This is a genomic window from Aeromonas sp. HMWF015, assembly GCF_963878965.1.
GTDB classification, from domain to species: domain Bacteria; phylum Pseudomonadota; class Gammaproteobacteria; order Enterobacterales; family Aeromonadaceae; genus Aeromonas; species Aeromonas veronii.
In genome coordinates this window covers 1-14,426 of sequence record NZ_CAWNZT010000023.1, presented here as the reverse complement: position 1 = coordinate 14,426, position 14,426 = coordinate 1, and the positions used below count along the sequence as shown (strand labels likewise).

General features: G+C 58.8%; 13 protein-coding genes. 5 read left to right on the top strand and 8 right to left on the bottom strand.

Annotated elements, in window-relative coordinates; all coding sequences use genetic code 11:
- A partial coding sequence (locus AACS18_RS01060; protein WP_181363372.1) for a TIR domain-containing protein occupies positions 1-584 on the bottom strand: 584 nt, incomplete at its 3' end.
- A 326-nt stretch (positions 585-910) separates the two neighbouring features.
- A complete protein-coding gene (locus AACS18_RS01055; protein WP_108613485.1) occupies positions 911-2,326 on the bottom strand; it encodes a GumC family protein in 1,416 nt (471 codons plus the stop codon).
- A gap of 156 nt (positions 2,327-2,482) precedes the next feature.
- On the opposite strand from AACS18_RS01055, the gene AACS18_RS01050 reads away from it, so the two are divergent.
- The 3 genes from AACS18_RS01050 to AACS18_RS01040 are packed head-to-tail and all read left to right on the top strand — an operon-like array spanning position 2,483 to position 5,491.
- Positions 2,483-3,634: a glycosyltransferase gene (locus AACS18_RS01050; RefSeq protein WP_108613484.1), complete on the top strand. Its 1,152-nt coding sequence runs from the start codon at positions 2,483-2,485 to the stop codon at positions 3,632-3,634.
- A gap of 31 nt (positions 3,635-3,665) precedes the next feature.
- Complete coding sequence (locus AACS18_RS01045) at positions 3,666-4,859, top strand: glycosyltransferase family 2 protein (RefSeq protein WP_108613483.1); 1,194 nt, start codon at positions 3,666-3,668, stop codon at positions 4,857-4,859.
- A complete protein-coding gene (locus tag AACS18_RS01040; RefSeq protein ID WP_005333398.1) occupies positions 4,856-5,491 on the top strand; it encodes a sugar transferase in 636 nt (211 codons plus the stop codon). The genes AACS18_RS01045 and AACS18_RS01040 overlap by 4 nt, the downstream gene beginning before the upstream one ends.
- A gap of 290 nt (positions 5,492-5,781) precedes the next feature.
- Here the strand turns inward: AACS18_RS01040 and AACS18_RS01035 are convergent, their stop codons facing one another.
- The 6 genes from AACS18_RS01035 to AACS18_RS01010 all read right to left on the bottom strand — a co-directional run bounded on the left by AACS18_RS01035 (position 5,782) and on the right by AACS18_RS01010 (position 11,935).
- Entirely contained in the window at positions 5,782-6,783 is a 1,002-nt protein-coding gene (locus AACS18_RS01035; protein ID WP_108613482.1) for a glycosyltransferase family 4 protein, read from the bottom strand.
- Between the two features lie 80 nt (positions 6,784-6,863).
- Positions 6,864-8,354, bottom strand: a complete 1,491-nt coding sequence (locus tag AACS18_RS01030; protein WP_108613481.1) for a SpoIIE family protein phosphatase — start codon at positions 8,352-8,354, stop codon at positions 6,864-6,866.
- A gap of 23 nt (positions 8,355-8,377) precedes the next feature.
- Positions 8,378-9,046, bottom strand: coding sequence for a tyrosine-protein kinase family protein (locus AACS18_RS01025; RefSeq protein ID WP_076493047.1), 669 nt, complete (start codon positions 9,044-9,046; stop codon positions 8,378-8,380).
- A 1-nt stretch (position 9,047) separates the two neighbouring features.
- On the bottom strand, positions 9,048-11,153 hold the full coding sequence (locus AACS18_RS01020; protein ID WP_108613480.1) for an SLBB domain-containing protein: 2,106 nt from the start codon (positions 11,151-11,153) through the stop codon (positions 9,048-9,050).
- 18 nt (positions 11,154-11,171) lie between these two features.
- Positions 11,172-11,588, bottom strand: coding sequence for a hypothetical protein (locus AACS18_RS01015; protein WP_019445317.1), 417 nt, complete (start codon positions 11,586-11,588; stop codon positions 11,172-11,174).
- Positions 11,585-11,935, bottom strand: a complete 351-nt coding sequence (locus AACS18_RS01010; protein WP_005333409.1) for an STAS domain-containing protein — start codon at positions 11,933-11,935, stop codon at positions 11,585-11,587. The genes AACS18_RS01015 and AACS18_RS01010 overlap by 4 nt, the downstream gene beginning before the upstream one ends.
- Before the next feature lie 338 nt (positions 11,936-12,273).
- Here AACS18_RS01010 and AACS18_RS01005 point away from each other — a divergent pair, with 338 nt between their 5' ends.
- Positions 12,274-12,765, top strand: a complete 492-nt coding sequence (locus tag AACS18_RS01005) for a molybdopterin-dependent oxidoreductase (protein ID WP_108613479.1) — start codon at positions 12,274-12,276, stop codon at positions 12,763-12,765.
- Positions 12,766-12,773: 8 nt separating this feature from the next.
- Positions 12,774-14,426: ATP-binding protein (locus tag AACS18_RS01000; protein WP_108613478.1), on the top strand; the 1,653-nt coding region annotated here is incomplete at its 3' end.

Sequence of the window (14,426 nt, the reverse complement as noted above, 5' to 3'; positions counted from 1 at the left end):
GATGGCCACTCTTGGTTTTCTAGCATACGCTGATATCCACCAAGTTGAATCAATTTATTCATTAACTCATTATACTTTACATCAATCTCCGACTTATGAACTTCGATAGCTTCTAGTTTTACAGTCATTTGCGCTAATTGCTTTCTCACCTGAAAACAAAAAGGCCCCAATGCAGCCTGCAAATTACCATCGCTACGCTCATTATCATATACCCCAGGAGTCAGCCCTAGAAGGTCTGTCGGCACATGAAAATCTTGACTATTACGAGGCTTTACCATAAATGTTTTTTCAGGTCCTAAACGCCCTATAAACATACCGAGTTCAAATAGAACATTATCTCTTGTAACGGTCTGTTCTTGGCCTCGCATTTTAACTATATCATCAGGTGACATAACAAGAATCGCAGCGTCATACGTATCCAAAACTGACAACAAATCATTCAACGTTGATTGAGTTAAGTTAAAAACGCCTTGAGACCAAACTGTTGGTTCAGCATCATGCTCCAATTGACATTGAATTGCATAAGCAACTTCAAGCCCTTCAACGGAAGAGCCAATAAATAACTTTGGTTTTTTCTTTTTCACCAAACTCTCCTAAAAAAATAACAAAAATTAGATGGAAGGCTCTATTAATGTGTTAGTAACGTCTTTCATCTAACTCTGCTCCATCGCTCGTTATCACGACCAATAAATAATTTTAAAATCAATGTATTATCAACACCTTACGTCGGCTCCACTTGTACCACTGGGTAAAACCACCGTCAAGAAACGTAAACAGAAAATGAAGCCTATATCCTCTTTTATGGGCCTGCCGCGATTTTACTCCGCCATCTGCACGATATAAAAAAGGCCTCATTACGAGGCCTAATCAGACATATTCAAGTCCCGGCTGGCAGCCAGCTTTGCGGGAATCAACCCGGCTCGGGAGCCAGGGGCAACACCTGCCCATCCAGCGCATGATCACTATTGGATGGATAGTCCGGTACCGGCTCGCAGTAGGGAATGCGGCTTAGCACCGGCGCCTTGACCAGGGCGGCCAGCTGATCGGAGCGGCGCAGGCTGGCATCCGCCAGTTCGGCCACCAGCGCCAGACCGCAGCCCAGCCCCAGCCCGCCAACAATGCCCGCCAGCAAAAACAGCCAGAGCGGGTAGTTGCTCGGCTTGCTGGGGGCAAAGGGCTTGTCGATCACCTTGATCCGCTCCCCCTGCTCGAAGTTGCCCAGATCGCCGGTCACCTTGGCCTTCTCATAGCGCAGCAGCAAATCCTGATAGAGGGTGCGCTTGACCGCCAGATCCCGCTCCAGCTCGGCGAGCTGGCGCTCGGTATCCCCCTGGGAGTCGACCACCTTGTCCAGCCCATCCAGCTGACTCTTCAAGCCGGCGGCGTTTTGCTCCGCCTCCGTCAGCTGCGTCTGGGCCAGCTGCCACTCGGGCCCGCGGGCCATATCCGGCTGGGATTTGAGCTGCTCGAACTCCTGCTGCAACTGGTCAATCTGATAGCGCAGACTCTGCACCTTGCTGTGCTCGTCGCTGTAGCGAGCCCGCAGCAACACCAGCTCGGTGCGCATCAGCTGGAGCTTCTCATCCAGTTGGCGGGCCAGCTGGCTCTCCTGCCCCAGCGATAGCTGATCGACCCTGGCCTTGGCCTGCTGCAGGGTGATCAGGCTCTCGGCATAACGCTCCTGCAAGCCATAGAGACGGGCGACGTTGGTACTCTGCTGCTGGGGCAAGGCGCTGGCATGCTCCCGTTTAAAGTCGGCGAGCAGCTGCTCGGCCGCTTGCAGTTCGCTGCGGCGGCTGTCGAGCTGGCTTTGCAGAAAACGCTCGGACGACTCCGCCGACTGGCGCCCCTTGCTGAGCAGATTGAAGAAAAAGCGCCGCGAAATGGCTTCGAGCAAACCGGCGCTGTTGGCCGCCGAATCCGCTTTGACCTTTATCTCGATCACCTCATCGCCGATCAGCCGCAACGAGACGGCACTCGAGAGCCAGTCCATGATGGCATCGCGCTGAGCTGGCGGGGTCTCGTCATTGACCAGACCGCGATCCCGCGCCACTCCATCGAGCACATAGCGGCTGCGCAGCAGAGCTTCGAGCACCGCAAAGCGATCCTTGAGACTCTCCTGAGTGATCAGATCCTTGAGGGTCGGGGTCTGGTTGGCATCTTGCGGCACCATAAAGGTGGTGCGGCTCTCATACTCCTTGGGGGTGAGCAGACCGACCGTCACACCCACCAGCGGCATCACCAGTACCGGGATCACCAGCAGATAGCGACGGCGCCAGGCGGCAAAGAGAATGATGTAGAGGTTGTAATAGAACTGGACAGGCATGGCATCACTCCCTGAGAAGGCCCTCCCCCGGCACGATGCAAAGGCAGTGCCACCAGAGGTGCTGATCCCCTCTGTGGGCAGATCGCAAGAGTGGTACAAGATTCGCATTCTCCCGCTATCCGGGGTGTTACCCCTTCCCTTGCCGGAGCGCGAACCATGTTGTCATCAACCCCGTCGCACAGACCCCATCCCCGCGGGAGCGCCAGCGCCCAGCCCGTCGTACAACCTGTCGTACAACCTGTCGTACAAATTGTGCAGCACCTGCAGCCCGGCGGGCTGGAGACCATGGTGCTCAACCTCACGCAGGCGAGCCCTGCCGAGCAACCGGTGCATATCATCTCCCTCGAAGGGCGCAAAGGGGATGTGGTAAGGGCGTGGCCCGCCCTGTATCCCTTTGCTGGCAATATTCACTGTCTGGAAAAGCCCGCGGGCTGGTCGCTGGCAACCCTCTGGCGACTCACTCGGCTGCTGCGCCAACTCAAGCCCGTCGCAGTACATACCCACCATCTGGGGCCCATGCTCTATGGCGGGCTGGCCAGTCGGCTGGCCCGGGTGCCCACCCTGGTACACACAGAGCACGATGCCTGGTATCTCGATGATCCCCATCAGCGCACGCTTGCCCTGTGGGGACTGCGCGCCTTCAAACCCATTCTGGTGGCCGATGCCACGCCGGTGGCCAACCAGCTGCTGGCCAAGCTGGGCCAGCTGTCGCCAACCGTGATCCCCAACGGCATCGATGAACAGCGTTTTGCCCCAGGCGCCGCCGCCCTCGCCCGTCAGGAGATGGGGCTGCCGCTGGGGGTCAAGTTGATTGGCTGCGCCGCCCGCCTTGAGTCGGTCAAGGGTCACACCTTGCTACTGGAGGCGATCCGCACCCTGCCACAGGAGGTGCATCTTGCGTTGGCCGGGGTCGGCAGTTTGCAAAATGCGTTGCAACAACAGTGTCAGCAGCTGGGGATCGCCCATCGGGTCCATTTTCTGGGGCTGGTCGAAAACATGCCGCGCTTCTATCAGGGGCTGGATCTCTTCTGCCTTCCCTCGCTGGCGGAGGGGATGCCGCTTTGCGTGCTGGAAGCACAGGCGTGCGGGGTGCCGGTGGTGATGAGCGACGTGGGGGCGGCCAGAGAGATCGTCTGTCAGGCCAGCGGCCATATCCTGCCCGTGCGGGATCCCGGCCGCCTTGCCCAGCTTCTGGCACAAGGGTTGCTGCAGTGCCATAGCCTGCGTGCCGTCACCCGAGAGTTTGTGTGCCAGCAAAGCAGCTTGAGCCGGATGGCTCAGGCCTATCAGCAGCTTTACAGCCGCTGATCAAGCGACCCGATGACCAGAGGAGCATCCCATGGAATGGATCATGATCGTGTTCTGGCTGTGCGCTGTACTGGTGGTCTACCACCATGTCGGCTATCCCCTGCTACTCAAATTCGGTGGTCGGCAGGCGCGCAAAGTAGCCAATCCACCCCGCCCTCTGGATCGAGGGTTCAAAACAGACGCCACCGATGAGGCGCTGCCGACCATCACTTTGCTGATGCCGGTTTATAACGAGGCGGCGACCATCGCGGCCAAGCTGCAAAACCTCGCCAGCCTCGATTACCCCGCCGACAAGCTGTGGGTGCATGTGCATTTCGACGGCTGCAGCGACAACAGCTACCCCATTGCGCTGAGCCAACTCGGTGATCCCGCCCTGCAGCAGTTGCAGATCAGGCTGTTTGATCACCCCCGCAATCGCGGCAAGGTCGCCGTGCTCAACGAGGCCATGACCCGGGTGCACAGCGATCTGGTGGCCCTCACCGATGTCTCGGCCCTGCTGCCCATCGACAGCCTGCTGCTGGCGGTCGCCCATTTTGCCGATCCCAAGGTAGGGGTGGTCGGGGAAGCATACCGCTTCTGGCAACCGGGCTCTCAGGGCGAGGAGAGTTACTGGCACTATCAAAGCCAGATCAAGCTCTGCGAATCGGCCCTTGGCGGCATGCTGGGGGCTCACGGGGCGTTTTACATGATGCGCCGGGAGTGCCTCACCCCGCTGGCTACCGATACCATCAACGACGATTTCATCCTGCCGATGCAGGCCATCGCCAAGGGGTATCGCGCTGTCTATGACAATCGCTGCGCCGCACTGGAGCTGGAAGTTTCCGATGCCGCGCTGGAGGCGACACGGCGCAAGCGGATCGGCGCTGGCAACACCCAGCAGCTGCTGCGGTTACTGCCCCTGCTGCACCCCAAGTTCGGCTGGGTTGCCTTCAACTTTGCCAGTGGCAAGGGGCTGCGGGTGTTGATGCCGCTCTGCCTGACCCTGCTGTGGCTCTGCGCCATCCCGCTGGCCACCCAATCCCTGCTGTTTCAGCTGCTGCTGGGGCTGCAACTGCTGGGGTATCTGCTGGTCATCTTGATCCAGCTGACCCCTGTCCACCCATGGCCCAATCTGTTTCGCAAGATCCACTATCTGGTACTCGGACACTGGTACAACGGCATGGGCACCCTGCGCTACTGCCTGCGCGCCCCCATACGTTTCATGTCACAGGAGAAAGCCGTATGACACACCCCATTCCAAGATTGACCCTGGTGGTCAAACGCAGCATGGATCTGCTCGGTGCCACTCTTGGCCTGCTGCTGACGCTGCCGCTGTGGCCGCTGATCATGTTGGCCATCCGACTCGATAGCCCGGGGCCGGTGTTCTTTCGTCAGCTGCGGATCGGGCGCAGCCATGCCACCCATACCGAGCTCTTTTTCATGATCAAGTTTCGCACCATGCGCGCCGACGCCGAGGCGGCCACCGGGCCGGTCTGGTGTGGCAAGGGGGACAGCCGGATCACCCGCAGCGGCGACTTCCTGCGCAAAACCCGGCTCGATGAGCTGCCGCAGTTTATCAATGTGCTCAAGGGGGAGATGTCGCTGATCGGCCCCCGCCCGGAGCGACCCGGTATCGCCAACCGGCTGGAGGATGCGGTGCCGTACTTTATCGAACGCACCTATGAAGTGGCCCCCGGCATTACCGGTCTGGCACAGGTCAATCAGGGTTACGACGAGTCGCTCGATGATGTGCGCAGCAAGCTGGCGTTCGATCTGGCCTACTCGGTTGCCCTGCTCCACCCCTGGCGCTGGCTGGTGCAGGATGTGCATATCATCGGCAAGACGATCGCCATCATGGTCGGCAAGAAGGGGCGCTAATCCCGCCGCGCCTACCTCAACCACATATCAACGCCCATCAGGCCATTGTCACTGCAATGGCCTTTTTTATGGCGCATCGTTGTGGCACGTCCGCGGTAATCACCGAGAAGTCAGCTACCTGATCGCCATCATCTGCCCCATCCATCCACAGGCCGGATGCCTGTTTGACCAACCGCAGAAACCCGAGCGTTGCGTGATCACAGAAGCAATCCCCCCCTGCTCCCTATAACACCGGCACATAAAAAAACGAGTAGCCTGCGGCCACTCGTTTTGACAGGTTTCTCCGTGATTCAGGCGCTGTAGACGGCCAGAATATCGGTCACTCTGTTGTTGACGCTGTACCCGCGGGCGATGGTGTTACGCGCCGCCTGACTCATTTTGCTGCGCACCACCCCATCGCTGCGCAGCCAGTAATTGACCAGCTCCGCCATATCCCGCACATGGCCGGGCTCCACCAGCCAGCCATTGGATTTATGGTCGATCAGATTGACCAGGCCCCCCACAGCAAAGGTACAGACCGGTATGCCGTGAGCCATCGCCTCCAGGGCCACCAGCGGCAACCCTTCAAAGCGGGAGGTGATGCAGAGCAGGTCGATGTTGTGCCACTCATTGGCCATGTTCTGGAAACCATGAAGCTGGACGCGATCACCATACTGCTGCAACAAGGCACTTTTCATGGGGCCATCCCCGTAGAGATGAAACGCCCCATCCGCGCAGAAGGCGGCCAGCTGGCAGAATGCCTCAGGCCCCTTTTCCGGCGAGAGGCGGCCGACAAAGGCAATCCGGTTGCCAGTTACCGTAGCCGGCGTCGCAGGCATGGGGACAAAGTTGCTGATCACCGTGCTTGGCACAGGCAATTTGCGAGCGATGGGCTCGCTTACTGCAATACACTTCGCAAAACGCGCTGTGGTACGATCCAGCCAGCTGTAAAACTTCAGCACCCCCTCCCCGTCATCCCCGCTGTGAAAAGTCGAGACCACCGATTTACCGGTGAACCAGGCTGTCAGCCGCCCCAGCACCCCGGCCTTGTAGCCGTGGGTATGGATCAGCACAGAAGCAGGCTGGCGAGCCAGACGGCGCATAAAGTCGCGGCTGTTTTGGCACACCTCATAGGGCAAACCCTGCTGTTTGAGCAGGGTCGTAAAGGGGGTCATGCCGTGGTTGCTCACCAGCACTATGGTGGGGCGAAATCCCCTGGCCAGCAGATCGTTGGCCAAGTGGATAATGTGAACTTCTATTCCACCGATCTGACGCGCATCGATGGCCAGCCAGATCTGCTGCATGGGTAACATAGGCACCTCCTCCCGTGGCTCCATGCCACCTGAAATGAGGCGTTGCATAGAGCGGGCCAGTCAGGCAATGAGGGGCAGGATCAGGCGCCGGGACAGGCGACCAACAAGAGGGTCATGTCATCGAGGGCGGCATCATTGATGCGCTCATCAAACCAGCGGGCAATGCGATGAGCCAGTTGCTCAAGACCGGGCCCCGAAGTCAGGCAGATCTCTTTTAGCTGCGACTCCCAGCGCTGACGCTCTGCGGCATCACGGCTATCGAGCAGACCGTCGGTCCAGAACAGCAGGATCTCGCCGGGCTTGAGCTGACGCTCATTGGTCACGAAGTGGGGATCCGGGCGCAAACCGGGCAAGGGGCCGGTCACCCCGACCTGACGGATGGTGCCGGGCCCGACCAGCCAGGGCACCGGGTGGCCCGCACTGGCCCACTGCACCCGTCCCTCGTTGCCAAGTTCAATGCAGAGGGTGGTGAGCAGGGTAGCCCCCAATAACGGATCACTGTGAACCGCATTGGACAAGATGGTCAGCAAACGGGCGGGGGCACGCTCCAGATCGTGCGACGTCAGCAAGCCACGCAGATAACCGGCATAGGCATGGGCAAAAAACTTGGCTTCCGCATCGTGGCCCATCACATCTCCGAGCCACAGCACCCGATCCTTGACCAGCAGAAAGTCCCCGCCCCCCACGGTGGCCGCGCGGGTTTGCAACGCAAGCTGGTATCCCCCTATGGAGGTGGCGGGCAATAACGGGCGCAGCGCCGAGGTCATGCGCTGATCCAGCTGCTCGCCCCATTGCGACTTGAGCTGCTGCGAGCGTTGCAGCACCCGCGAAACCGCCAGCAACAGGTCCTGCTTGGTGATGGGTTTGACCAGAAAGTCATCGATCCCCAGCGCCCCCGCCCGACTCTGGGTCCACTGATCCTGATGACCGGTCAGGAAGATAAAGGGCACCCCCTTCATCTTGGGATCCTTCATCAACTGCTGGCGCAGCCCAAAGCCATCGATCCCCTCCATCTCGATATCGGAGAGTACCAGCGCGGGGGGCTGCTTTCCGAGCGCCAGCAGGGCGGCATGGGAGTCGGCATAACTTTCAACCCGGTAGTGCTCATGGAGATAGGCGGTGAGCAGGGCACGCATCACCTTGTCATCGTCGATCACCGCGATCACCGGCAGCTGGTTGACCGGGCCCTGCTGGCGAAGGGTCACGCGATTGCGCTCACCGTCGCGAGAGAAGTGCACCTCGGCAAACAGCTGGTGCACCAGCGCCAGCCCGTATCCCCCCTCCTGCAGCTCATCGGGTAACGGCGCACTGGCAAGACCGGGTTGCGGACCGCCATCATCCTCCAGTATCAGACTCAAGCCCGTTTCATCCTCTTTCAGCGTGAGCCAGAGCCGGGTCGCAGGAGGCGCTGTGTGTTTGACGCTATTGGTGGCCAGCTCACTGAAACAGAGCAGCCAGTTGGCTTGATCCTTTGGGGAGACCTGAAACAGGGAGAGTCCCTGCGCCAGCCGGTTGCGCAGTTCGCGCACCGACTGCAGGGTTGCCGGAGCAGATCGCAACCAGTCATCCATATCGGGCCTCCATTAGCGGGCGATCAGATCCGGAAATTGAGCAAGGCGCTGCGCCGGCACCAGCGCTTGAGCCATTCGGTCACCCGGTTGCTGGGCAGCCGGTTGAGCTCGCGCAGGATCTCGCTGGCCAGCCCCGGGTTGAGTTTGTCGTTATAGACAGCGCCAACCAGATTGGCCTCGGCACGGGTCAGTTTATCCACCGCACTTTGTACCACGGTCGTCGGGGTCACCCCGGCCAATACCACCAGCAGCGCACCTTCACAGGCCCCACACACCTGATCGGCCGGAATATTGCCCCGATTGAGGGCGGTGAGCGGCGAGGTATCGAAGATCACCACATCGTAATGTTCGAGCCAGCGAACCAGCAGCTGACGCAAGGTATCCTTGTTGCGAAAAGCCATCAGATCCTTGCCCGGCGCCGGGAGCAGCGACAACGACCGGCCAGTGGCCACCGGCTCGGGCACATCATTGGGACCCCAGGCAACCGCCGTGGCGCGGCCGGGGTGATAGAGATTGAGATCCACCAGCAGGGTGCGCAGCCCATCCGCCTCCGAGCGCCTTGCCAGCGCATCGCAGATGGAGCTCACCCCCTCTCCCCCTTCCGACGAGGTGACCGCCAGCGAGCGGATCCCCCGGGCGACCGTCGCCGCGTAGAGGGATTCGAGCTCCAGATATTGAATGGGGATGCTCATATCAAAGCGTCCCGACCAGGGCCACCACCGAGATCGTGGTCAAAATGTCGCGCATGCCATCCATGAAGATGGCCCAGTTACTGCTCTTGCTGTCAGGGATAAAGACGGTGTCCCCTGCGCGCAGCACCGGCAACTGGCTAAAGTCGGGCTCTTTGGCAAAGCCGTCGAGATCGAAGCTGCGGGCCTGATCCCCCTGACCACTGGTGGCCATGTTGATCACCACAATCTTCTTGATATAGGCGCTGCTGGTCGGGCCCCCTGCCTCGGCCAGCAGATCCAGCAGGGTCATGGAGGAGTCAAAGCGGTAGCGACCGGGACGGGCAATCGCCCCCAGCACCCGAATGGTGTTCTCCTTGGGCTCATCAAGCCAGGGGCGATTCTTCTCCGGCAGATAGATGGAGTCGCCGGGCAGCACCTTGGGCAGCAAGGTTTCATCGCCGGTTTCAAAGTAGAGAGCAAGGTCGAGCTTGCTGACCCGCGCCGTGCTGCCACTGCGATGGGCGATGCGCACATTGCGCAGATCCGCCGCCGCAGTCGGGCCATCGGCGGCCGACAGGATGTCGATAAAGCCCATCTGCTCATTGAAGGCATAGCGACCGGGAGCCCCGACCTGACCGAAGATATAGATGGAGCTATCCGGTGACTGGCGCACCCACTGGGACTTGTTGTCACTGGGATCGGTGGGCAGCTCGGGGATCATGATGGTGAATCCGGCCCGGATCTTTGGCAGGCTGGCGAGCGCCCCGCCCTGATGGAGAAACTTGTCGAGATCAAACAGGGTCGGCGTGGCCTGCCCCCCTTCGGCGGTCAGGATCTGCACCTTGGCGATATCGGCCCGCTCGTTGGGGCCACCGGCGTGGGCGATCAGATCCAGCAGCGACATCTCGTCAGACCATTCATAACGACCCGGGATCCGCACCGCCCCCATCACCATCACAGCCCGCCCTGGCGCTACCTTCAACCAGGACTTCTCGTTGATATCGGTCTTTTCCGGCACAAAGATGGCGTCACCGGGTTTGACTTGAGGCAACGCCTTTTGCATCCCTTCGGTATAGGCCTGCAAGTCGATGGGTTCGATCGTGCCATCGGTGCGCAGCAAACGGATCTGGCGACTCTCGGCATAGCGGGTCGGGCCACCGGCATTGGCCAGAATATCGAGGAAGGAGTCCCCTTCCCGCCCCTCATAGGCGCCGGGTTTGAACACCTCGCCCATGATGTAGATGGTGCGTGCCCCCCGTTTTATCTGCTCTTCATCCTTGGGCACGAAGATGGTGGCGCCCGGCGCCAGATTGGGCAGCAACTTGTTGTTGCCGGAGTCGAGATAGGCTTTGAGATCGAACAGCTCGGGAGCATCACCATTGATCACCCGGATCCGCTCCACCCCGGCAAAGCGGGTCACCCCACCGGCTCGCATCAGCAGATCCACGATGGAGTTGCCGCTCTTGAAACTGAAGGCGCCGGGGCTGTTGACCTCGCCAAATACCTTGATCGCCTTGCCAGTATCGCCATCCCCGCCTGCCGCCAGGGTTGCCGCATCAAAATCGATCTGCACGTTGCCGATCAGCGGAGAGGCGGGTACGAACACCACATCAAGGGATTGCAATGGCGGCAACACGCTGGCATCGCCGGTATCGAGATAACGCTTGTAGTCGAAGCTAGAGACCGTGCTGCCACGCCGCACCTGCATGTTGTTGAGCTGGGCACCGGGTACCAACCCGCCAGCGGCATCAAGGGCCATCTGCACGTTGCCATCGGGCGCCAGATCATAACTGCCGGGTTTTTTGACATAGCCCATCACGCTGATCAGCAGCCGCTTCTCCAGCAAGGTGACGGTCAATTGAGAGAGGTTGTTATAAACAGGTTTGAGGGCGGTGCGGATCAGCTCATCCGCCTGCTGCAGGCTCTTCCCCCCCACTACTAGGTTGCCGACTTCAGGCAGTGCAATCTCCCCCTGCTTGTTGATCTGGAAAGGCTGATCAAAAGCAGGCTCACCGGGCTGCACTATGGCCAACCGATCACCGGGAGCCAACAAGGTGGAGGCCAGTAACGGGCAGGTGAACAACAGCAAGAGAACACAGATCAATCCTTCGAGAGCGCCCCGTTTCATAGACATCCTTTTCGTCTGTTACGTCTGCCCCCATTGGCGTAAGGGGAGCCCTGACCAATCAGCACGACAGCCATCCGCTGTTGTCTGTTGCAGCCGCAAACGTACTTGTTGTAGTGATTGTGCCAACACGGTCTGACGCCAGGCTACATCCGACCAGAGCCGTCCGTGCATATCCCGTTCGATATCAATACGTTGAGATTGTAGCCGTTTCAACTCGGCAGGCATACACCCCTGCAGACTCGCTTGCTTTAATTCCGTCAGCTGCAAGTCGAGTTCCTTCTGACGCTCATCATAACGAGACCAGACCCGCCGTTCATCCTCATTGACCGGAATACGGGTGGGTCTTGCTTCTGCCATGCCGCCATACCCCTGTGGCGGCCACTGCGCACAACCCGACAGCAGAATGGACGAGAGCAGGATACCAAAGCGTTTCATGATGCAGCGGCCATCATGCCACGGGAACGCATATAGGCCTTGATGCTCTCATGGCAGGGGATCACTCGGTCGATATGCAGCATCTCCAACAGGTCATGAGGTTGACCGGGTCCACAGACAAGGGCCATCTGATGCCCGTTCATAATCAATCTTTTATAGAGAAATACCAAGGCTCCGATCCCCGACGAGTCGATAAAATGAACATCGCTGATATCGGCCAGGATATCTCCCGGGTGGGTCGAGAGGGTTTCAAACAACGGGCGGAGCTCACTGACGGCCATCGCGTCAAACTCGTTTTCCAGTACCACTACCTGGATATCATTAAGGGTGTAAGTCATGCTTTCCATCGCTAGCTCCTTGTCGATTCTCAGACTATTTGCTGTCACGGCATTCAGCACGTTGCAAATGTTATGCCGGGCAGTGCCACGGTACTTGTTCCCCAAATGATACTCTTTGCGCCTTATTCGCCGACACCCACTCCTCGTTTTGATTGCCAAATTGCAATTAACCTCCCCCGCACGTTGCAAACTGCAATTCACCTTGGCCGAGATCGCCCGATAACAGGCTAAATGACTGATAATTCAAACCCATTAGACCGGGCCCGATTATTGCTTGCCTTTGGACACACCTCACAAGCCACCGTTGGCTCGGCCCCCATGCCGCCATATTCCAGGAAGGAGAGATCATGAAAGCAGGCCTTTACATCGCACCACTGTTGGCAGCCCTTTGCGGCACCGCATACGCAGCCCCCTCCCCTGACAGCGCCGTGTTGAAGGTTGAAGGCGCCATCAGCAACCCCACTCATCAGGCTCTGGCCCTGTGGGACAGCGCCATGCTGGATCAACTGCCGGTACACGAAATCAAAACCCATACCCCCTGGTATGACGAAGCCAAGACTTTTCGCGGCCCGCTGCTGCAAGATGTATTGGCTAAAGTCGGGGCAACCGGCAAACAGCTCACCATTACCGCGCTCAATGACTACTCGGTACAGGTGCCGACAAGCGATGCCGAGCAGTATCGGGTCATCCTCGCCCGCACGATCAATGGCAAGCCACTGTCGGTGCGTGACAAAGGGCCGCTGTTCCTTGTCTATCCGTTCGATCAATATCCCGAACTGCAAAACAAGCTCTATTACGGTCGGGCTATCTGGCAGATCAGTGCGATAAAAGTGGAGTAAATCCCATCATGCGTTCCATGGCGGCCAGTCAACGTTTTTTGTTTGTGGTGCTCTGCGTGCTGCTTCTTGCCTTTGTCGGTATTGGTACCATCCAGTACCGGCAATTTCAGGATCTGCAGCGCAGTACCAGCCAGGGCGAAGACAACGTGATGTGGAACTATTTCCAGCTCTATAACGAAGCGCTGCGTTTTCAAAGCTCGCTGCTCCATGAATCGCAACCGACCTTCCAGCTCAGATACGATATTCTGGTCAGCCGCATGGATCTGGTGCTGGAGAGCAAGGATCGCAGCCTGCTTCAGCAAACAGAGATCTACCAGCAGGCAAGCAAAGCCATTCGATCCTACATCTCTCTGGCGGATATCTGGCTCGGCCCGGAAGCCACCAAGCCGCTGGACAATCTTGCCCATCAGGAGCTGCGCCAACAGCTTGCCTCCCTGCTCCCCCTGCTCCATCAGCTGACTCTGGAGGTGAACCAGCAGGCGACCCTGTTTGATGTGGCGCGTCGCGACAGCGTGAGGGAGCAGATCATCACGACGACACTCATCGCGACCCTGCAATTTGCGCTGCTCTTTGTGCTCGCCCTGCTGATCTGGCGGCAAATGAATATCTCGTTTCTGCAACACAAACTGATGCAGCAGCTCAATGACAAACTGCTGCGGGCAAATCAGGCGGCAGAGGCAGGCACAAGAGCCAAAAGCAGCTTTTTGGCCAACATGAGCCATGAAATTCGCACCCCCATGAATGGCATTCTCGGCATGCTCTCACTGCTGGCCGACCGGGATATGGATCCGAGGGAGCGAGACTATCTGGAGACGGCGCGGGAATCGGCAAACCATCTGCTCGGTCTGCTTAACGACATTCTGGATGTATCCAAGCTGGAAGAGGGCAAGATCGAGCTGCAACTGGCCCCCCATCACTTGCCCCAGCTGCTGGAGGATATCCGGGCCTTGATGCAGAGCAACTGCGATGCAAAAGGGATCAAACTGACCCTGGCTGTTGCCCCCGATACGCCGGAGTGGTTGATGATCGACCCGCTGAGGGTGCGCCAGATCCTCTTCAATCTGGTGAGCAATGCCATCAAGTTCACCCATCAGGGGGAAGTAAAGATCCATGTTGATAGCACCCTGTTGGAGCAGGATCGCCACTCGATACGCATCTCGATCCAGGACACCGGGATCGGCATGAGCAAAAGTCAGCTGAAAAACCTGTTTCAACGTTTCGCCCAGGCGGATGTCTCGATCACCCGCCAATATGGCGGATCGGGCCTGGGACTTGAAATATCCCGTAACCTCGCACGCCTGATGGGCGGCGATATATCGGTAGAGAGCAGCGAGGGACATGGCAGTACTTTTACCTACATCTGGCCCGCCAGAGCCACGACCCCCTCGATTGTTTGCCTGCCGTCCAAGCCGCTGGATCAGGAGAGCTATCGCATCTTGCTGGTTGATGACAATGCCACCAACCGCAAGGTGATCGGCGCCATGCTCGACTCCGTGGGCCATCAGGTCACACTGGCCGTTCAGGGAGAAGAGGCGCTGGAGAAACTGGGTCACACCGAATTTGATCTGGTGTTGATGGATGTTCAGATGCCAGTGATGGATGGCCTGGTGGCCACCACCCGGATCCGCACCTCCCAGATGCCTTGGGCAGATATCCCCATC

Excerpts from the sequence above, each read along its gene's own strand:
- AACS18_RS01055 (WP_108613485.1), bottom strand. The coding sequence starts at position 2,326 with ATGCCTGTCCAGTTCTATTACAACCTCTACATCATTCTCTTTGCCGCC.
- AACS18_RS01050 (WP_108613484.1), top strand. The coding sequence starts at position 2,483 with ATGTTGTCATCAACCCCGTCGCACAGACCCCATCCCCGCGGGAGCGCC.
- AACS18_RS01045 (WP_108613483.1), top strand. The coding sequence starts at position 3,666 with ATGGAATGGATCATGATCGTGTTCTGGCTGTGCGCTGTACTGGTGGTC.
- AACS18_RS01040 (WP_005333398.1), top strand. The coding sequence starts at position 4,856 with ATGACACACCCCATTCCAAGATTGACCCTGGTGGTCAAACGCAGCATG.
- AACS18_RS01035 (WP_108613482.1), bottom strand. The coding sequence starts at position 6,783 with ATGTTACCCATGCAGCAGATCTGGCTGGCCATCGATGCGCGTCAGATC.
- AACS18_RS01030 (WP_108613481.1), bottom strand. The coding sequence starts at position 8,354 with ATGGATGACTGGTTGCGATCTGCTCCGGCAACCCTGCAGTCGGTGCGC.
- AACS18_RS01025 (WP_076493047.1), bottom strand. The coding sequence starts at position 9,046 with ATGAGCATCCCCATTCAATATCTGGAGCTCGAATCCCTCTACGCGGCG.
- AACS18_RS01020 (WP_108613480.1), bottom strand. The coding sequence starts at position 11,153 with ATGAAACGGGGCGCTCTCGAAGGATTGATCTGTGTTCTCTTGCTGTTG.
- AACS18_RS01015 (WP_019445317.1), bottom strand. The coding sequence starts at position 11,588 with ATGAAACGCTTTGGTATCCTGCTCTCGTCCATTCTGCTGTCGGGTTGT.
- AACS18_RS01010 (WP_005333409.1), bottom strand. The coding sequence starts at position 11,935 with ATGGAAAGCATGACTTACACCCTTAATGATATCCAGGTAGTGGTACTG.
- AACS18_RS01005 (WP_108613479.1), top strand. The coding sequence starts at position 12,274 with ATGAAAGCAGGCCTTTACATCGCACCACTGTTGGCAGCCCTTTGCGGC.